Origin of the sequence: Actinospica durhamensis, from assembly GCF_018139695.1 — a bacterium.
GTDB classification, from domain to species: domain Bacteria; phylum Actinomycetota; class Actinomycetes; order Streptomycetales; family Catenulisporaceae; genus Actinospica; species Actinospica durhamensis.
Map to the genome: position 1 here is coordinate 41,145 of NZ_JAGSOG010000019.1, position 18,840 is coordinate 59,984.

The window sequence follows — 18,840 nt, forward strand, 5'->3', positions numbered from 1 at the left end:
GCTCTCTCAGTCAGCCTCGGTCAGCCTATCTCCGGGAAGACCTTGGCGAGGTCGCGCAGGTGGACGTGGGCGGCCTGCTCCCGGACGAAGGTGCGCAGGGGGATCTCCTGGGTGCCGAAGCGCTCGGTGTAGCGCTCGCGGAGGCGGCGGGGGGCGCGGGAGAGGAGTTCCTCGACCGTGCTGCGGCTGGTGCGCAGAAAGTGCAGCGGGGCTTCGCCGGCGACCCACAGCTCGGGGCGGCGGCCGGAGTCGTCGAGGGAGAGGTGGACGAGGTCCGCGACCACGCCGCGCTTGCGCATCATGTCGCCGCCGGACCACAGTGCCACCTTGAACTCGGCGACGCGGCGATCGGTCTCGAGGTCGAAGGGCCTCGTCTTGTCGTTGCCCGGGCCGAGGGACGGCCGGTTGGCGATGGTCTCGCCCGGCTCGAGGATCGCGGGGAGGGCGAGGACGATGACGGCGGCGTGGATGACGTCGCTGACGCGGCCGACGTCGCGGCGGACGGTGAGCGCGGCGTGCAGCAGCTGCTCGGTGAGGCCTTCGCCGCGGCCCAGCTTGGACGCCTGCTCCGGCTCGGCGCCGACCAGTCGGTGCTCGAGGTCGGCGACGCGGGTCGTGAGGGACTTCTCGCGCAGGAAGGTCACCAGCGCCGCGAACGCCTCGGCGGCCTGGGCCGGGGTGGCCGGGGACGTCCGGTCCGGGCGCGCCTGGCGTATCGCGGCGTCCGAGGAGCCGTTGCCGCTCGTGGCGAAACCCAGCCGGCGGAACTGGCGGCGCGCGGCGTGTGAGGTGAAGCCGGCCCGATCGACTCCGAGTACTGCTTCCAGGGCCTGTTTGACGGGGTAGCGCACGCCCTCGACCTCCACCCAGTGGGTGTGGATCGCCTCGGGCCGCACCGTGCTCAGCGCCGCGACGACCGTCTCGGCCTCGAGGGTGTGCTCCATCGCGTTCACCGTCAGCAGCATGCACGCATCATGCCGCACTTCGCGGCCGACAGGGTGCTGATCATGCAAGCCGATGGCGCGCGCGGATCACCGGGGTCGGGTTCCGGCCAGAGGAGCCGCGGTAGCCGACCGCCGAGGCTCCTGGCACGCTGTGCAGGAGTGCGCCACAGGGACGCGGGACCGGGGGATGAACGCGCATGCTTCACATCAGTGCCGTCACAGCGCAAGCGGTGGGAGTCGTCGGCGTCGTGCTCCTGCTCTCCAGCCGCTGGCTGCCGACGAGGGTCAGAAGGGTCGTCCAGCGTCGGCGCTACGCCGCGGTCATGCTCGTCGTGCTGATGTACGGGTACCTCGGGAGCTACTTCGCGAAGTGACCTGCTTCGGCTCCTGCGGCCAGTTCGCCAGGGCCACGTCCAGGGCGTCGAGCATCCGTCGCCAGGACACGCCGGTGTCGCCCGAGTGCGCGAAGGCTCCGGAGGCTTCCAGGCCGACGAACCCGTGCAGCGCGCTGCCGATCATGCGCACCGCGTGGGTTTGTTCGGCTGCTGAGATGTCCGCGTATCCGCGCAGGATCGCGCGCGCCAGGTCGGCGTTGCGCACGGCCGGGGGCGCTGCCGGGGAGTCGAGCCCGATCCGGGCTCCGGCCGCGGCGTATCGGCCGGGGTGTTCGAGCGCGTAGGAGCGGTAGGCGTCGGCCAGGGCGACCAATGCGTCCTTGCCCGCGCGGCCGCCGATCGCCTCGGCGCCGCGGTCGGCCATCTCGGTCAGCGCCAGCGCGGTGACCCGCACCCGCAGCTCGTCGAGGTTCTTGACGTGCGCGTACAGGCTGGCCACCGAAACCCCGAAGCGGCGGGCGAGGGCCGAGGCGGTGACGGTGTCGAATCCGGTCTCGTCGGCGAGTTCCGCGGCCGCCTCGGCCAGCCGCTGCGTCGTCAAACCGACCCGTCCCGCCATCGCCGAGCACCGCCTCATCCGTTGAAGAATTTGCCTAAAGCCTTTAGGCAAGTTTAGCCTGCCGGTATGGAACCGCTCAACGAAGCCGAGATCCGCGCGTCCTTCGTCAACTGCACCAAGGGCGAGGCTTCCCGGATGAACCTGCCCAGGGACTTCGCCGAGCTGCCCTGGGCCGAGCTCGATTTCCTCGGCTGGCGCGATCCCGGCGCGCCCGAGCGCGGCTACCTCGTGGCCGAGCACCAGGGCCGGATCGTCGGGGTGGCGCTGCGCTCCGGCTCGGGCGGCGGAGGCGGTTTCACGGCCCGCAGTATCTGCACGCTGTGCAAGACCACCCGCACCGGCGGCGGGGTCACGCTCATGAGTGCCCGCAGAGCCGGGGAGTCCGGCCGCAACGGCAACACGGTCGGCCAGTACATCTGCGCGGATCTCGCCTGCTCGCTCTACATCCGCGGTAAGAAGGTCTCCGCGGGCACGCTGCTGGACGAGACGCTCGACCTCGAGTCGAAGATCGCGCGCACGCGCTCGGGCGTCGACGCGTTCCTCAAGCGGGTCTCGCGCTGACGTCGAAGCACGGACGGTGAACCGCGGGCGCCCTCCACTCGTGAAGTCCTTGCGGAGCCGACGGCTGCCAGGGGTCCGGTCCCGGATTTCAGGCGGAGACGGTAGAAGAGTCGCATAGCGCGCAGTGGCAGCACTGTGGACGGAACGAGACCCGGAGGACCGCGGTGCCGGCATTGGTGTTGATCGGCTTTCTCGGCGGCGTGATCACGGGTATCTCCCCGTGCGTGCTGCCGGTACTGCCGGTGGTGTTCCTCTCCGGCGGGGCGGCGGGCGGTGCGGAGAAATCCGCACAGGCCCCGACCGCGCCGGCGACCCAGGAAGCCCGCGCCCGGGCCAGGATCGAGCGGCTGAAGGCGGCCCGGCGGGCCCGGCTGCGTCCGTACTCGATCGTCGCGGGCCTGGCGTTGAGCTTCAGTCTCATCACGCTGCTCGGCACCCTCGTGCTCAGCGCGCTCCCGCTGCCGCAGGACATCATCCGCTGGGCGGGCCTGGTCGTGCTGGTCCTGCTCGGGATCGCGATGCTCTTGCCGCGCGTGGAGGAGCTGCTCGAGCGGCCCTTCGCCCGGATCCCGCAGCTGCGGGTGACCGGCGAGCACGGCGGGTTCATCCTGGGCCTGGCCCTGGGCGCCGTGTACGTGCCGTGCGCCGGGCCGGTGCTCGCGGCGATCACGGTCGCGGGGGCGACCGGGAAGATCGGGGCGCACACCGTCGCGCTCACCCTCGCCTTCGGCGTGGGCACGGCGATCCCGCTGCTGTTCTTCGCGCTCGCCGGGCGGCGGATCGCCGAGCGGGTACGCGCCTTCCGGGACCGGCAGCGCAAGGTGCGGGCGATCGCCGGGGTCATGGTGATCGCGCTCGCCGTCGCGTTGACCTTCAACGTGACCGACGCCTTGCAGCGCGCGATCCCCGACTACACCAGTGCTCTGAACACCACGCTCGACAAGGCCGGGGCGAGCCTGCTCGACTCCGGGCAGTCCGAGTCCCTGCAGGCCTGCGCGCAGGAGCCCTCGACGACGCTGCAGAACTGCGGCAAGGAGCCCGCCATCGGCGGCATCCAGCAGTGGTTCGACACGCCCGGCGACGCGGCACCGACCGCCGCGTCGCTCAAGGGCAAGGTCGTGCTCGTCGACTTCTGGGCCTACTCCTGCATCAACTGCCAGCGGGCGATCACCCACGTCGAGGCCTGGTACAAGAACTACGCCGCGGACGGCCTGGTGGTGATCGGCGTGCACACCCCCGAGTACGCCTTCGAACACGTCGCGTCCAACGTCGAGGCCGGAGCGTCGCGGCTGCACATCACCTACCCTGTCGCGCTCGACAACGACTACACGACCTGGAACGCGTTCGGCAACGACTCCTGGCCGGCCGAATACCTGGTCGACTCGACCGGCGTGATCCGGCACGTCTCGATCGGCGAGGGCGACTACGCGGACACCGAATCGATGATCCGGCAGCTGCTCACCGCCGCGCACCCGTCCGTGCAGCTCCCGGCCGCGACCGACGTGCCCGACACGACCCCCGAGAACGCGGGTCAGACCCCGGAGACGTATCTGGGATCGGAGCGGGCGGACACCTACGCCGGGAGCTCGAACGGCGGGTACGCCTCGGGTACCGACACCTTCACGTATCCGGTCTCGCTGCCCACCAGCGAGTTCGGCCTCACCGGCACCTGGACCGTCGCGGACCAGTCGATCACCTCGGGCGCGAACGCGGGCATCGAGCTGAACTTCGACGCCGACGACGTCTACCTCGACGTCGGCGGCACCGGGACCGTGACGGCCACCGTGGACGGCAAGACCAGCGTGTATCAGGTCTCGGGCGCCCCCGACATCTACACCGTCGTCAGCGCCGCCTCGCCCCGATCCGGCACCGTCACCCTGTCGCTCTCTCCGGGGCTGAGCGCCTACTCCTTCACCTTCGGCTGAGCCGGCTCAGCCGACCGAGTCGGCTGAGCCGCTGTCAGACCGGCTGCTCGCGGCGGCGGGAGAGCGCGGGGTGCGCGCCGATGGAGACCAGGCCGGAGACGGTCGCGACCGGATCGTCGCCGGTGAGCAGCGTGCTCTCCAGCAGGACCGCGTCCACGCCCAGCCGGGCGCAGGCGACCAGGTCCGCCCGGCCCCCCGGTCCGCACTCGGCGATCCGCACGAGGTGGTCCGGGACCATCGGCAGCAGCTCGTGCAGCGCGGCGCGCGCGGCCTCGGGCGTGGCGTTCTCGGGCGGGCGCAGCAGCACGACGCTCGCGTCGGCCCGCAGGGCCCGCAACAGATCCCGGCTGCACCGCACCTCGACCACGGCCGCCAGGCCGATCGACTCCGCGCGCTCGACCAGCGAGACCAGGGCCACGTCGGGCACCAGGGCCGCCGGGACGCGCACCATGCCCGCGCCGTACGCACGGCCGTGCCACAGCCGGTAGGCGGTGGTGACCGGCTCCATCCAGAGCAGGGGCGCCTGGGCGTGCAGGCTGATCTCGGCCAGAGCGGCGGCGGTGGTGTCGGCCGGGACCGCGATGACACCGGCGCCGCAGTGTTCGTACTGTTCGGCCAGCCGGCCCCGGGCCGGATGGGCCAGGTCGACCTCGGCGATGACGGTGATGTGCTCCCCCCGGAGCAGGCCCAACCCGTTGAGCGGTGCCGGGCGGTTCAACGCCCGTCGTTTGAGCTCGCCCAGCGGCAGGACCACCGGTCCGGTGTCACCGGGTGGCTGGGGCGCCTCTGAGTGCAACGCTCGCCCTCCTCAGGTCTCGTCCGCGAACTACCCGTGAGCGGCCCGGCCGCCCTCAGCCGTGGCTTCCCCGGCCTCCGGCAACGGTAACCGTTCCGGCCCGAGATTGGACAATCGATCGTGACCTGGCCGATGCACACCGGGTCCGCGCGCCGCGGCCGGGCCGTACCTCGTGCACTGCCATCAGGGCGTTGCCGGCGGCCGCGACGGGGGCCGGCGGTCAGCGAAGGTCGAGCAGTTCCTCGTGGAAACCGCCGATCCGGCGCTCGCGGTCGACGAGGTGGATCTCCAGGATCCAGTGACAGCGCCGGCCGGCGCGGTCGGAGCGGCGCAGCGGCTTGGCGCTGCCGGGGGTGAAGTACCACTCCTGCTGGTCGCCGTTGATCTTCTCGTGCGGGAACTCGCCGACGAGATGGCCGCAGTGCGCGCCGCCGAACTCCCAGCCCGCGTCCCGGGCGAGCCGGACGACGTGCGCGTACAGGCGCTCGCCGGTCATCTCCGGGTCGGCCTCGAACGCGGCGCGTCCGGCTTCGAAGATCGTCGGAAGATCGGCGCACAGGCGGTGTTTGACCGGGTCCCCGCCCAGGACGAAGGTGCGGCCGAAGTCGGCCTCCCACTCCTTGAACAGCGGCCCGAAGTCGGCGAAGACGATGTCGTCGGCCTCGATGACGCGGTCCGGCGGGTTCTCGGCGTAGGGGTGCAGGGTGTGCGGGCCCGAGCGGATGATCCGCTTGTGCCAGAAGCGGTTCACCCCGAACAGCTCCCCGGCCAGGTCGCGCACCTCGTCGCTGACCGCGCGCTCGCTCTTGCCCGGCACGATCAGCGCGCGGGACTCCACCTCGGCGAACAGTTGCGCCGCCTTGGCCTGAGCGTCGAGCAGCCGCTCGACCCGCACCGACTCCTCGTGCACGGTCTGATCCGCATCCTTCGTCATGGGGATCAACATAAACGGCCGGAGTCCGGACGGAAAATCCGCGCGGCCCGGCTCGGGACCGGTCCCCTCCGTCCGGTGCCAGGATCCGACTGGGCGGTTCACTCACACCACCACCACAAATCAGAAGACCGGACTTTGAGACGAAGCGGAGGTTCCGGACTTGAGCATCCAGCTGCCGAGCCAGCTCACCTCGTGCCTGAACTTGGTCGGGATCCCGTGGCCTGACATCGACGAGGACCAGCTGCACAACTGGGCGACCCAGGTGCGTACGTACGCCGACAACACCTCGGACACGCACGACGCGGCCCACGCCAAGGTCAAGTCGCTGGCCTCGACCACCAGCGGCGACGCGTACGACGCGCTCAGCGCGGGCTGGGAGAGCGCGACCAACACGCACATGAAGGACATGGTGAGCGGGTGCCACCTGTTCGCGGACGCCCTCGACGCGGCCGCGGACGTCGTGGTGGTGGTCAAGGGCGCGATCATCGCGGCGCTGACGGCGCTGGCCGTGCAGATCGCCGCCGCCCAGGCCGCCGCGCCGCTCACCGGCGGCACCTCCGAGGCCAGCATCCCGGTCTTCGTGCAGACCGCCCAGACCACGGTGCAGGGGCAGCTGGCCAATCTGGCCCAGCAGGTGATCGGCGGGCTGCTGCAGGCGGTGGCCACCCCGCTGGAGAACACGATCGCCAGCGCGGTGGAGGGCATGATCTTCCCCGGCATCAGGCTCGGGTCCACGACGTCGGCCACGACGAGCACCGCGACGCCGACCACGTCCTGAATCAGGACATGTAGGCACAGGGTCATCCGAACAGCAACGCGCGCGCACGCGCGGAAGGGAAAGCGCCATGGGCACGGGCTTCAGCCTCGATCCGAACGAGTACCGCGCCGCCGCCGACGTGATCCAGGGCTACGGCTCGGCCCAGGCGGACAACGGCGCGACGCTGGCGGCGGCCACCAGCACGCCGCTGAGCGGTTCGGGCACGGGGATCGCCGGGGCCATCTCGATGATCGCGCAGGGCACGGTGCAGAAGATCGTGACCGACGTGACCTCGACGACCCAGGGCTTCGCCGACGACACCGCGGCCGGGCTGCGTACGCAGGCGGCGAGTGCGGAGCAGTTGGAGGCGGACATCGCCGGCCACGCCACATCCGTACTCGGCGACACCGGATCCTCGCTCTCGAGCGGCTACGGCGCGGTGAGCGGTTTGTTCGGCACGAGCAGCCCGCAGACGACGTACGGCAGCGGCGGTGCCTTCTCGACCAGCGTGGGTTCTCCGCTGGGGACGAACACCTCGCTCGGTGAGGACCCGCTCGCCGCGGCCGACTCGACCGTGCTCGGGGTCGGCGAGCCCGGCTCGGACGGCGCGGGGGTCGCGACCACGGGAGCCCCCGGAGCCGCCGGGGCGTTCGGGGCCGAGGAGGAGTCGCAGCAGCCTTCGGCGCAGTCGCTCGGGGGGATGCGCAGCAGCATGGGAGGCGCAAGCGCCGGTGCGGCGGAGGAACGCGGCCAGCGCCCGGACTACCTGAAGTCCAAGACCGAGCTCACCGAGGGCGATAAGGACCCGATGAAGGCGGCCGTCGACAAGCACCGGCAGGAGTGCGGGATGGCGCCGATCCCCTTCGGCACGAGCCGCCTGGTCTGCGCGAAGTGCGGCAGCATCCTGGAGGTCGGCCAGGCGCAGACCCTCTCCGCCTGACGCCGGGCGAGACAACTTTCGTATCCGTGCATTCCCGCGATTCCCATGCGTTCACCCGCGTCGCAGGCGAAATATTTCAATTCGGCGCCGGGCACCGTCCACTTCGAACGATCATGTCAGGATGAAGTGACAGAACTCTTCGAATTGGAGAGTCGACGTGAGATGGGGAGTCCGTCGATGAACGAGTTGTCGAAGTTGCTGCGCTCGTCCGGTGACACCAAGGCGGAGAATCGGCAAGCCGTGTTGCGCTCGGTGATGGCGAAGCCCGGCAGCCAGCGGGATCTGGTGCGGCGCACCGGTCGGTCCAAGGCCATGATCTCCTCGGCCGTGCAGGAGCTGCGGGCGTCGAACGTGTTCCTGCCGCGCCGGGGCGGGCGCGAGGACGTGGTGCGGATGGGGCCCACGCACGGGGTGGTGGTCGGGGTCGAGCTCGGATTCCAGCACACGTACATCGTCGCCCGGCGGGTGGACCAGGACTACGACCAGGCCATGTCGGCCGTGCTGGAGACGGGCGCGGAGGCGGCGGTCTGGCCGGCCACCGTGGCCGCCCGGATCAGGGACCTGGTCGGCCTAGTCGGCGACGGGGCGGAGGAGCTGACCACGGTGGGCCTGGCCATTCCGCGGATGGTCGATCCGCGCACCCAGGAGCTGACCCCGCCGCTGCTGCCGCCGTGGGAGAACCAGCCGGCGCCGGGCGACCTGCTGGCGCAGAAGCTCGGCGAGCTGACCGGGCAGGAGGTCCAGGTCGCGGTGGACAACGACGCCAACCTCGGCGCGCTGGGCGAGAGCGTCTACGGGGGCTACGACCGGGAGACGCTGCTCTACATCAAGGTCTCCACCGGTGTCGGGGCCGGCATCATGATCGGCGGCATCGTCGTGCGCGGCCGGCTGGGCATCGCCGGGGAGTTCGGGCACATGGTGGTCGATCCGCAGGGCCGGTTCTGCGCGTGCGGCGGCCGCGGCTGCCTGGAGACGATCGTGGGCGCGGACCGGCTGGTCGAGCAGGCGGGCGTGGTCACCGGCACCGGTGTGAGCGGCCACTCGCAGAACCTGGAGGACCTGATCAGGCGGGCGGACCGGGGGGACCTGGTGTGCCGGCGGGTGCTGACCGAGGCGGCCGGGCACCTGGGCCGGGCGCTCGGCAGCGTGTGCAACCTGCTCAGCCCCGACGTGATCGTGATCGGCGGGACCTGGGGGACGGCGCCGGCCGCCGCGATCGTGCTGCCCGCCTGCTCGGCCGGCCTGAACCAGACGGCGATGCCCGCGACGCACGGCGACGACTTCCAGCTGTGCCCGACCCGGGTGAACTACGCCGGTGCGCACGGGGCGCTGATCATGGGCATCCAGGGGGCGCGCAGCGAGTGACGCGGGGGCCGCCCGGCCCCCGCCCCGGCGCGACGAATCGAACGGCTCCGCGGGTTTTTTGGAACGCCCGGCCGTGCCGGATGGACGGGTTTCCGGGGGCGGAGCGGCGGGATTCCGGCGTAATTCGGAACTGTTTTCCGGGTGATTTAAAAATCGGGGGAAAGGGCCGCAAACGCCTTTCGCAATAGGCTGCCCGCGCTATAGTCCCAGTGATCCGACGCCGACAAAACCCTGTGATCTGCTCAAACACCGGGTTTTCGGCCGGTACCGCGGTCCCGCGGCTGTCTCGGGACCTGAATGCGTGGAGGGCGGAAAAGATGACGGGACACCCTGAGGTCGCGGGCGAGGCACGGCCGGTGGATTCGCGCGGCGGCCGGGCGGAACGCGGCGGGAACGAGGGCGGCGCGGCGGCCGCACCGGCGTACTGCCGGCCGCGGCTGTTCCATGTCGGCAGCGTGGTGGAGGCGACGCGAGGCAGCTCCTCGAGTGGCACCAGCGACGCCAACTCGCAGTATTACTGGTGATGGCGCCCGGGTTCCTGGCGGCCCCGCTCGGCGAGCCGGGCCCGCTGCCGGGCCTGGAGGCGGCCGGACTGCCCTGGCTCAGGCTCACCGGCGACCGGCTCTGGCCGGCCGCGCAGGTGCGGATCCTGCGGACGGCGGGGACGGTCTGCGTCGTCTTCGGGCACTGTCTCGCCGAGCCGTCGCTGATGGAGGCGCAGTACCGCGCATGCGTGGACGGCGACGTCGACGGCGTCATGCGCTGGCCCGGAGCCTATGCCGCCCTGGTGATGTGCCCGCGCGGCTTCCTGCGCGCCTACACCGACGTCACCGGGCAGTTCCCGGTCTACCTCTCCCACGGCCGCGGCGGCGTGCTGGTCGCCTCGGACCCGCGGCTGCTCGCGTCCCTGCACCGCCGGGCGCCGGACCCGGTCACCGCCGCCGCGCGGATCGCGTGTCCCGACGCGCTGCCGCTGTGGACGGACCGGTCCTTCTTCACGGATGTCAGCAGGCTGCCGGGCGGGACGGTCTGCACGACCGACGGCCGGACCTCGCAGGTGCGCTCCTACGCCCGGCTGCGGCCGGAGACCTCGGCCGACTTCGCGGAGTGCGCCGAGCAGGTGGGCGCCGCGCTGATCGAGGCCGTCCGCCTGCGCTCCGGTGTCCGCGCACTGACCTCTGACCTCAGCGGCGGCTACGACTCGACGAGCCTGGCCCTGCTCGCCGCGGCCCGCCACGACGGCGACGCGCTCCCGGCCGTGGTCTACCGGCAGCCGCTCGCGCCGACGGTGGACGCGGACCAGGCGTGGCGTTGCGCCGCGGCCGCCGACGGCCGGATCCGGCTCACCGAGCTCGCCGGCTCCGAGGCCACGCTGCCCTACGGCGCGCCGCCCTGGTTCGCCGGCTCGGAACCCTGGCCGAGCATGGTCTCCTGGCGCCGGATGGCCGTGCGGCTGGAGTTCGCGGTGGCCCGCCGGGCGCGCGTCCACCTCACCGGCGAGGGCGGCGACGCGCTGCTGGTACCGCCCCCCGCGCACGTGAGCGACCTGTGGCGGACCCGGGACATCAGCGGCCTGCGTCGGCAGTGCACGGCGATGGCCCGAAGCCGGGACGTCTCGGCCTGGGCCGCGGCCAAGGCCGCGGTCCGGCTGTCGCACTCGAACGTCCGCCGTGCGCTCTCGCGGCTGGCGGCCGACTTCGCGGACGACGCCGCGGGGGCGGGCGAGGGCGCCGGACGCTCGCCTGGTTTCCGGGCGCGCCCGTCCGACATCGTGGACGCCATCTCCCGCTGGCCGACGTCGCCGGAGGCCCGCCGCTGGTTGACCCCGGACATGAGCCGGGCGTTGGCCGACCTCGCGGGCGATCCCGGCACGGCCGCCCGGGTCGCCGCCGACACCACCGCCGCCGAATCGGCGGTCGACACCGCACTGCGCAACTCGGCCGAGACGCAGCGGTACTACCGCGAACTCGGCCACGCCCTCGGCATCGCCGTGCACGCGCCGTTTCTCGACTCGGCCGTGGTGGCCGCCGCGCTGCGCCTGCCGCCTCATCGGCTGGCGCCGGTCGGGGACTACAAGCCGCTGCTGCGCCTCGCCCTGGCCGGAGCCGTCGCGCCGGAGGTGTTCGAACGCACCGACAAGGGCGACTACACCGCCGAGGACTACCGCGGAGCGCGCCGGGCCGGGCCGGTCTTGAGCGAACTGCTCGAGGACTCACGGCTGGCTCAGCTCGGCGTGATCGAACCCGGTCGGGTGAGCGAGTCGCTCGCGCGGATGCAGGCCGGCGTCGCCGTTCCGATGGGGTCGTTGAATCACCTGTTGTCCATTGAAGCGTGGCTCCGCGCACAGGAGCACGAGGAGGGGAAGGCCCCGATTGGATAAGCCGACCGTGAGCGCTCCGGCCGTTTCCCGACGCGTGTACGACATCTGCGACAGTGACGGAACCGTGCTCATTCTGGATTCCGGTGAAGGCCAGTGGTATGCGTTGAACTCGACCGCCGGCGACCTGTGGCGGGCCTGGGCCCGCGGCGCCGATCTGGACGCGGCGGTGGCCGAGGCCTGCGCGCAGCACGCCTGGGCGGATGAGGGCGAGGTCCGCCGGGACGGCGAGGCACTGTTCGCCGAGTTGCTCGAGCGCGGGCTGCTGGTGGACGGGCGGGCGCGCCGGGCCAGACGTACGGATATTGATACGCAGTGCCCCGGCGGGCCGGCCTTCGCGGGCACCGCGCTCCCCTGCTGCGCCCGGCCGCCGCGCTCACCGCTGCTGGACCTCGCGGCCTATCCGGTCCTGCTGCTGTCGGTCGTGCTGACGCGGATCTCGTTCCACCGCACCGGCACCGTCATCCGCGCCGTCCGCCGCCTGCGACCCGCCGCGACGGCCGATCCCGGACGCGCGCTGCGCGTGGTCGCCTCGGTCGGACGCGCGGCCCGCCGCTACCCCGGACGCGCGGCCTGCCTGGAACGATCGGCCGCCGCGTCGATCCTCGGCGCCCTGGCCGGGCAGGAGCTGGCCTGGTGCCTGGGCGCCGCCACGGACCCGTACCGCTTCCACGCCTGGGTCGAGGCGGACCGGTGCGCGGTCCTCGATCCGCACGAACCCGCCGACGCGCAGCGCTATCTCAGAGTCCTTTCCGTGTGAACTCCGGTCATCGCGCGAGATGATCTGGTAGAACACTGGGTGAGCGGGAATATTCCGCTTCACCAGGGAGGGTGTGGCGTGAGCGACTATGTGACGTATGAGATCGTGGAGGACGCGGGGGACGTCTTTAACGTCAAATTCGAATACGAACCCGCGCCCGGGGACCACGGGGCGACCCAGAAGGGCTCGCACGACCGGGTGCGCAAGATGTTCCGCGCCGCGCTGCGTCCGCTGGTGGCCGCGGCCGGGGAGGTCGTGCAGGAGTGCCGCGAGCTCGAAGCCGACAGCGTGGAGCTGCGCTTCGGGGTGAAGGCGGCCGGCGAGGCGGGCTGGATGGTGGCCAAGGCCGCGTCCGAGGCCAACTTCGAGGTCTGCATCACCTGGCGGGCGGACGGCGACGCGAGCGGCAAGGGCGCCGGCGGCGGCGCGGGTGGCGGCGCGAGGGCGAACCGGTCCGGTGACTGAACCGTCCGGCCACGCCTCGGCCCGCGAAGCGCGCCCGGCGTCGTACGAGTGGGTGGCCGCGATCTATCCGACCGAGCACGGCGCGCGGCCGCTCGGCTCCGGCTTCCTCATCCACCCCGGCGACCGGGTGGTCACCTGTGCGCACGTGGTCTGGGAGAAGGACACCGACCTCGCGCTCGAGCACGTGTGGGTCCACCTGCCCAACTGCGCGGAGCTGGTGACCAAGCGGTTCGCGGTCGCGCGGACGCAGCTGCCGCGGCGGTGGCTCGAGTGCGAGCCGGGCGACCGCGAGGTCTCGCCGGACGACGTCGCCGTCCTGCACCTGGCCGAGACGGCCGGGGCCCGGTATGCGACCCGGATCCGGCGGCCGGAGCCGAAGCACCTGCCGGAACGGCCGTGGTCGGCGTTCGGATTCCACGACGTCACCGGCGACCTGAGCCACGGCGTGGTGCGCAACGCCGTGGCGCACGGCCAGATCAGGCTGTGTACCACCTCGGAGGACCGGGTGGACTCCGGCTACAGCGGGGCCGGGATCTGGTGCGCGCCCTACGACGCGGTGGTGGGGCTGATCGCCCGCGCGGACGGCACCGGCGCCAACGTACGGGCGATCACGCTCTGGTACGCGGCCCGGATCCTGCCCGAGGCCGGCCTCGCGGAGGCGGCGGACCGGCTGGCTCCGGACGCCTCCGGCGAGGCGGCCCTGACGGAGTGGGGCTGGACCCTCGCCCGCGACGCGGAGGCCTCCGCGCACTGGATCCCGCGGGCCCGCGGCGGCGGCGGTGCCTTCCCGCAGCACACGCGGCCGGCGGACCTGTTCCGGGGACGGCGCACCGCGCTCGAGGAGATCAGGGATTGGCTGTCCGCGGCGGCCGAACCGACCGGCACCCTCGTGGTGACCGGGTCGCCGGGCTCGGGCAAGTCCGCGGTCCTCGGCCGGATCGTGACGACGGCCGATCCGGCGGCCGCGGCCGGGCTGGCGCCGCAGGACACCGAGGTGCGGGCCGAACCGGGCTCGGTGCACTGCGCCGTGCACGCGAAGGGGAAGACCGCGCTGGAGGTGGCGCAGGAGATCGCCCGCGCCGCCTCGGCCGGGCTGCCCGAGCGGGCCGCGGGCCTCACGGCGCTGCTGGGCCCGGCCCTGTCCGGCCCGGACTCCGTGCCGCGCCGGTTCGCCGTGGTGATCGACGCGCTGGACGAGGCGGCCTCCGCGGACGGGGCCCGCGCGATCATCCGGGACGTGATCAACCCCCTGACACGCGATCCGCGCACCCGCTCGGTGCGGCTCGTGGTGGGCAGCCGGCGCAGCGACGGGACCGGCGGCCCGCTGCTCGAACTCATCGATCAGGCGCGGGTGATCGACCTCGACGCCCGGCAGTACGCCGACGACGCGGGACTGGTCAGCTACCTCGACGCGAGCCTGCCGCCCGGACGTCCGCGCGACGTGCTCTGGCGGTCCGCGGTGGCGGACATAGCCGACCGGGCCAGGGGCAACTATCTCAAGGCACAGCTGGACCTGCTGCGCCGGCTGACGGCGGATCAGGCGCGGCCCGACGCGGAGCCCGACGCGAATCCGGCAGCGGACGCCGCTCCCGCCGAGCCCGCTACGCTCCCCACCGCGCCGGAACCGGTCGCCTCCACCGACCGCGCCGACACAGCCGAGCCCGGGACCGCGCCCGCGGCGGAACTCGAGCCCGAGATCGCACCCGTCGATCAGACGATCGAAGAGGTCGGGGAATCTCTCTCCCGCTACGCCGAGCAGATCGAGGGCGTCGGCGGCCACAGCACCACCGCGCTGCTCACCGCGCTCGCCTTCGCCGAGGCCCCGGGCTTCACCGCCGAACTCTGGAGCACGGCCGTCAGCGCCCTGAATCCCGACCGGCGCCCGCCCGACCCGGCCGACCTCGGCCGCTTCGCCGCGGGTCCCGCGGCGAACCTGGTCACCGGCAGCGCGGCCGAGTCCGACGGGCGGAACACGGCCGTGTGCTATCGGCTCTTCCACCAGGCTCTGGGCGACGCGCTGCTGCGTACCCGGGCCGGAGCCGGGGCCGGGTCGGGCGCGTCCGGCGCCACGGCGCAATCCGAGGGACGGGCCGAACCCGACCCCGACCACCGCGCGCTCTCGCAGGCGCTGTTGAAGGCGGGCCGTGCTCTGGGCTGGGCGTCGGCCCCCGGCTATCTGCTCCGGTCCCTGCCCGGGCACGCCGTGCTCGGCGGCACCGTCGACGACCTGCTCGGCGAGGCGGACTATCCGCTCTACGCCGACCTGCCCCGGCTGAGCGTCGCCGCCGACCGGGCGACCTCCGAGCACGCGCGCAAGAGGGCTGAGTTGCTGCGCAAGACGCGCGGCGCGCACCTGGCCGATCCCTTCACCCGCGCGGCCATGTTCAGCGTCACCGAGGCGCAGGACCGGCTCGGCGAGAGCTTCCGCAGACTGCGGCCGCCGGTGCCGTATCGCGCCGCCTGGGCCTCGGTCGTGCCGCAGGAGGTCGAGCTGGTGCTGAACGCGCACGAGGGCGGGGTCACCACCCTGTGCGCGCTGACCGACGGGTACGGCGGGACGGTGCTCGTCACCGGCGGCGACGACGGCGCGGTGAAGCTCTGGGACGAGACCTCGACCCGCCCGCTGGGCACGCTGCCGGGGCACGAGGGCGCGGTCAGCGCCGTGTGCACGGTGCGCACGCGGGACGGCGGGGTCCTGCTGATCAGCGGGGGCGAGGACCGCAGCGTGCGGGTCTGGGACCCGCGCACGCAGCAGGAGATCGCGGTCATGACAGGCCACGATGACGCGGTGACCGCGCTGTGCGAGATACCCGGCCGCCCCGGTTCCACCGGTCTCGTCGCCTCCGGAAGCCTGGACGGCACCGTGCGGATCTGGGACCCGGCCACCGGCCGGCGTCGTCGGATCCTGTCGGGCCAGCTGGGCGAGGTGGCCTCGCTGTGCCTGGTGCCGGCCAGCCCGGGGACGAGCACGATCCTGGCCTGCGGCGGCTTCGACGGCACGGTCCGGCTCTGGCGCGGGCCGGAGTGGACGCCGGCGCCCGCGCTGCCCGGCAGCGGCCACGGAACCCCGCGGGCGATGTGCGCCGTGCCGAGGGCCGGATCGCCCGGGCACCTGCTCGCCGTCGGCGGTTCCGACACCTACTGCCGCGTCTACGATCTGGACCGCGACGCGCCGAAGCCCGTCCGGACGCTGCCCCACGACGGGGAGATCACGGCGTTGTGCACGCTGCCGACCCGCGGCGGCGGGACCCGCCTCGCCGTCGCCGACGACAGCCACGTCTCGGTCTGGGATGCGCGGACCTGGCTGCTCCCGCGCCGTCTCACCGAACCGGCCGAGTGGGTCCAGTCGATCTGCGCGGTCTCCACCGGCGGCGGCCGCGCCCTGCTCGCCCTCGGCGTGCGCAGGACGGGCACGGTGCGGCTGTGGGATCCCGACGGCGGCTCGGCGAAGCGGCCGGTCAACACCCGCGGCGCCGCCTCGCGCGCGCAGGTGTCCGCGCTGTGCGAAGTGCCCGGCATCGGCGCGCGCACCCGCAGCACGCTCGCCCGGGTCGGCAGCGATCCGGTGGCCCGGCTGCTCGACCCGTCCGACGGCCACTGCGTCCGCGACTTCCCGGAGGACGAGCACCTGCGGGTCGGCACGGCGCTGTGTCTGCTCCGCGACCTCGGCGGCCAGCAGATCCTGGCGCTCGGCGGCGAGGGCCACACGATCGTGCTGTGGAACCCATCGACCGGGGAACACAGGACCCTGCGGGCCGAGGGGGACTCGGTCGCCGCACTGTGCGCGGTCACCGACGACGCCGGGCGCACCCTGCTGGCCAGCGCCGGAGAGAACCGCGAGGTGCAGGTGTGGGACCCGCTGCGGCGGGCGCAGTTGCGCCGGCTGCGGTGCGGCGAGGGCGGTGTCCACGCCCTGTGTCTGGTCCCGGCGCACCGGCCGGAGCGTCCCGGGCTCGGCGGCGGCGCACTGCTCGCGGCGGCCGGGGAGGACGGCGGGATCCACCTCTGGCATACCCGCAACTGGCGTTTCGCCCGACGTATCCCCGCGCACGACGCACCCGTCACGGCCCTGTGCGCGCTGCCGAGCCGGGACGGCACCCGCCTGCTCGCCTCCTGCGGTGCCGACGGCGGGGTGCGGCTGTGGGACCCGGACACCGGCGATGCGGTGAACGACACCCTGCACGGCCACAAGAAGTCGGTCAACGCCCTGTGCGGCATCGGCGGCTTCTCCGGAGCCGCCGCGGGCCGCACGCTGCTGGTCTCCGGCGGCGACGACCGCGTCGTGCGCCTGTGGAACCCGGACGACGACGCGCCCGTGCTGGAAATCCCGGTGCGCCACCGCGTGCTCTGCCTCGCCGCCGTCGGGGAGCTGATCCACGTGGGGCTGACCGAGGGCATCACGGCCCTGGAGGTGCTGGGGGCGGGGTTGCGCACCGTGCGTTCCTGACGCGGCGTCCAGGGTCCGGCGTCCGGGGCCCGGGCAGCCCGCCGGGGTCGCGTCTCAGTCGTCGTGCAGTGCGCTGATCAGCTGCTCCAGGGTCGGGTCGGCGGTGTCCTTGAGCTCGGCCCACCGGGTGAACAGCAGCGCGGCCGAGTCGGCGACGTCTCCCGGCAGCCCCTGCGCGGTCAACGCCTGGGCGATCTCGGTGATCTCGGGCCCCCACCGCCACGCGCGCGGCCCGGCGTTCGTGACCTGTTCCGGCTTGGCCAGCAGCGTGCCGGGCGCCGCGTGTCCGGCGAGCGAGACCAGCTCGCTCAGCACGCCGTGCGCGTCGGCGAGGGCGAAGGACTGCGCGGCGAGCAGGTAAGAGATCTTATTGAAGGACGCGAACGCCAGCTTGAGCGCGGAGGCCTGCCCGACCGGTCCTTCGAGCACCCGCGGCTGGAGCAGCGTGGGCTCGAAGACCGCGCTCACCTCCTCGGCCGCCTCCCGCGGACCGGACAGGTACAGCCGCGTCCCCGGCCCCACCGGCGGCCCGCCCACGATCCCGCCGTCGACCACCTGGGCACGCGTGCCGAACAGTTCGGCCACGGCCCGCGCGTGCGCCGGACTGATCGCGTTGGCGTCGACGTAGATGCCGCCGAACGCGGTCGCGGCGACGAGCCGCGCCACCTCGAGCGCGGCGGCGGGCGGGCAGACGCTCAGGATGATCCGGCACGTCCCGGCCAGTTCCGCCACGGACGCGGCGGGGCGAAGCCCGGCCGCGCCGGCCCGCTCGGCACTGTGCGCTCCGCGCCCCTGCGGCAGCCACCACACCCGTGCCCCCGCACCCGCAGCCTGGGCGCCGACCTGGGCGCCCATCGCCCCGGGGTGGAGAATCCCGATATCCGTGCCCGTCATCGCTGTTCCGTCCCTCGTCAGAGCGGTTCACCCGCCGATCGGGCGAACGCCAGGCTTTCCTGGATGATCGAGAGCACGATAGCCACCTCGTCCTCGGTGCGCGGGCCGTAGACCATGAACTCGGTGCCGAAGTCGCCGAACTGGTGCGGCTCGGCCCAGCCCAGTTCCCTCAGCCGCGCCCCGCGCTCGGCGGGCAGCACCAGGTGGACGCTGGTGTCGCTGACGCCGTGCAGGTGCACCGGCTCCAGCCGCTCGCCCGGGGCCAGGGACGTCTCGGGCGAGCGTTCGACGGACAGGTCGGCGAGGAAGACCGCCCGTGAGTCGGCCGGCGAGACCTGGCTGTGCCCCTCGACGACGCCGGGCAGTGCGAAGGTCCGCGCCACCAGCTCGCCCCAGAGCGCGGGAGTCGCGTTCTGCTCGATCTGACGGTGCGGACCCTGATCGGATGTGGCGGGACGCGGTCCCGGGCGCGGCTGTTCATGCATGGGCCGGACGCTACCCCACCGAGCCGCGCGCGATCATCCGAATATCGCAGTGAGCGGATGTACCGCGGGTCCTCAGTGCCGCCTGAGTCCCGGCTTGCGCCGCCGCGAGCCCATGAACAGCAGGCCGCCGCCGCCGAGCAGGGCCGCGCCGAAGCCCGTCCACGCCATCGAGCTCACGCCCGTCTCGGGCAGCGGCGGGCGCGGACCGTGGCTCGGGGAGTGCGGGGGGTAGGTGG

18 protein-coding genes are annotated in these 18,840 nt (G+C 73.0%); 11 read left to right on the forward strand and 7 right to left on the reverse strand.

Features of this window, described 5'->3' with window-relative positions; translation table 11 throughout:
* Window positions 1-20: 20 nt before the first annotated feature.
* Entirely contained in the window at window positions 21-965 is a 945-nt protein-coding gene (locus tag KDL01_RS06720; protein WP_212527469.1) for a hypothetical protein, read from the reverse strand.
* A gap of 176 nt (window positions 966-1,141) precedes the next feature.
* On the opposite strand from KDL01_RS06720, the gene KDL01_RS06725 reads away from it, so the two are divergent.
* Window positions 1,142-1,318, forward strand: a complete 177-nt coding sequence (locus KDL01_RS06725; protein WP_212527470.1) for a hypothetical protein — start codon at window positions 1,142-1,144, stop codon at window positions 1,316-1,318.
* Here KDL01_RS06725 and KDL01_RS06730 read toward each other — a convergent pair.
* Window positions 1,266-1,898, reverse strand: coding sequence for a WHG domain-containing protein (locus tag KDL01_RS06730; RefSeq protein WP_212527471.1), 633 nt, complete (start codon window positions 1,896-1,898; stop codon window positions 1,266-1,268). The genes KDL01_RS06725 and KDL01_RS06730 overlap by 53 nt on opposite strands.
* A 66-nt stretch (window positions 1,899-1,964) precedes the next feature.
* Between KDL01_RS06730 and KDL01_RS06735 the strand changes: the two genes are divergently transcribed.
* Together KDL01_RS06735 and KDL01_RS06740 are read left to right on the forward strand one after the other, a co-directional pair.
* Window positions 1,965-2,459 (forward strand): FBP domain-containing protein, encoded by a 495-nt coding sequence (locus KDL01_RS06735; protein WP_212527472.1) that lies wholly within the window; start codon window positions 1,965-1,967, stop codon window positions 2,457-2,459.
* A 164-nt stretch (window positions 2,460-2,623) separates the two neighbouring features.
* Window positions 2,624-4,384 carry a cytochrome c biogenesis protein CcdA gene (locus KDL01_RS06740; RefSeq protein WP_212527473.1) on the forward strand — a complete coding sequence of 587 codons (1,761 nt, stop codon included), beginning with the start codon at window positions 2,624-2,626 and terminating at the stop codon, window positions 4,382-4,384.
* Between the two features lie 34 nt (window positions 4,385-4,418).
* Here KDL01_RS06740 and KDL01_RS06745 read toward each other — a convergent pair whose 3' ends face one another.
* Entirely contained in the window at window positions 4,419-5,180 is a 762-nt protein-coding gene (locus KDL01_RS06745) for a hypothetical protein (protein ID WP_212527474.1), read from the reverse strand.
* A gap of 220 nt (window positions 5,181-5,400) precedes the next feature.
* Window positions 5,401-6,114, reverse strand: a complete 714-nt coding sequence (locus tag KDL01_RS06750; RefSeq protein WP_212527475.1) for a M24 family metallopeptidase — start codon at window positions 6,112-6,114, stop codon at window positions 5,401-5,403.
* A 160-nt stretch (window positions 6,115-6,274) separates the two neighbouring features.
* Between KDL01_RS06750 and KDL01_RS06755 the strand changes: the two genes are divergently transcribed.
* From KDL01_RS06755 to KDL01_RS45135, 8 genes are all read left to right on the forward strand, one after another.
* Window positions 6,275-6,892: a WXG100-like domain-containing protein gene (locus KDL01_RS06755; RefSeq protein WP_212527476.1), complete on the forward strand. Its 618-nt coding sequence runs from the start codon at window positions 6,275-6,277 to the stop codon at window positions 6,890-6,892.
* Window positions 6,893-6,959: 67 nt separating this feature from the next.
* Entirely contained in the window at window positions 6,960-7,811 is an 852-nt protein-coding gene (locus KDL01_RS06760; protein ID WP_212527477.1) for a hypothetical protein, read from the forward strand.
* Window positions 7,812-7,988: 177 nt separating this feature from the next.
* On the forward strand, window positions 7,989-9,176 hold the full coding sequence (locus KDL01_RS06765; RefSeq protein WP_212527478.1) for an ROK family transcriptional regulator: 1,188 nt from the start codon (window positions 7,989-7,991) through the stop codon (window positions 9,174-9,176).
* 317 nt (window positions 9,177-9,493) lie between these two features.
* Window positions 9,494-9,700, forward strand: coding sequence for a hypothetical protein (locus KDL01_RS06770; RefSeq protein WP_212527479.1), 207 nt, complete (start codon window positions 9,494-9,496; stop codon window positions 9,698-9,700).
* On the forward strand, window positions 9,700-11,556 hold the full coding sequence (locus KDL01_RS06775) for an albusnodin/ikarugamycin family macrolactam cyclase (protein ID WP_212527480.1): 1,857 nt from the start codon (window positions 9,700-9,702) through the stop codon (window positions 11,554-11,556). The genes KDL01_RS06770 and KDL01_RS06775 overlap by 1 nt, the downstream gene beginning before the upstream one ends.
* Before the next feature lie 64 nt (window positions 11,557-11,620).
* Window positions 11,621-12,313, forward strand: coding sequence for a lasso peptide biosynthesis B2 protein (locus KDL01_RS06780; RefSeq protein WP_212527481.1), 693 nt, complete (start codon window positions 11,621-11,623; stop codon window positions 12,311-12,313).
* 78 nt (window positions 12,314-12,391) lie between these two features.
* Window positions 12,392-12,778 carry a CU044_2847 family protein gene (locus KDL01_RS44415; protein WP_212527482.1) on the forward strand — a complete coding sequence of 129 codons (387 nt, stop codon included), beginning with the start codon at window positions 12,392-12,394 and terminating at the stop codon, window positions 12,776-12,778.
* Entirely contained in the window at window positions 12,771-17,225 is a 4,455-nt protein-coding gene (locus KDL01_RS45135) for an AAA family ATPase (protein WP_212527483.1), read from the forward strand. The genes KDL01_RS44415 and KDL01_RS45135 overlap by 8 nt, the downstream gene beginning before the upstream one ends.
* A 54-nt stretch (window positions 17,226-17,279) precedes the next feature.
* On the opposite strand, the gene KDL01_RS06795 is transcribed toward KDL01_RS45135, so the two are convergent.
* From KDL01_RS06795 to KDL01_RS45840, 3 genes are all read right to left on the reverse strand, one after another.
* Window positions 17,280-18,119: an NAD(P)-dependent oxidoreductase gene (locus tag KDL01_RS06795; protein WP_212527484.1), complete on the reverse strand. Its 840-nt coding sequence runs from the start codon at window positions 18,117-18,119 to the stop codon at window positions 17,280-17,282.
* 17 nt (window positions 18,120-18,136) lie between these two features.
* Window positions 18,137-18,604: a luciferase domain-containing protein gene (locus KDL01_RS06800; protein ID WP_212527485.1), complete on the reverse strand. Its 468-nt coding sequence runs from the start codon at window positions 18,602-18,604 to the stop codon at window positions 18,137-18,139.
* Window positions 18,605-18,676: 72 nt separating this feature from the next.
* Window positions 18,677-18,796, reverse strand: coding sequence for an LPXTG cell wall anchor domain-containing protein (locus KDL01_RS45840; protein WP_368861523.1), 120 nt, complete (start codon window positions 18,794-18,796; stop codon window positions 18,677-18,679).
* Between the last annotated feature and the right edge of the window lie 44 nt (window positions 18,797-18,840).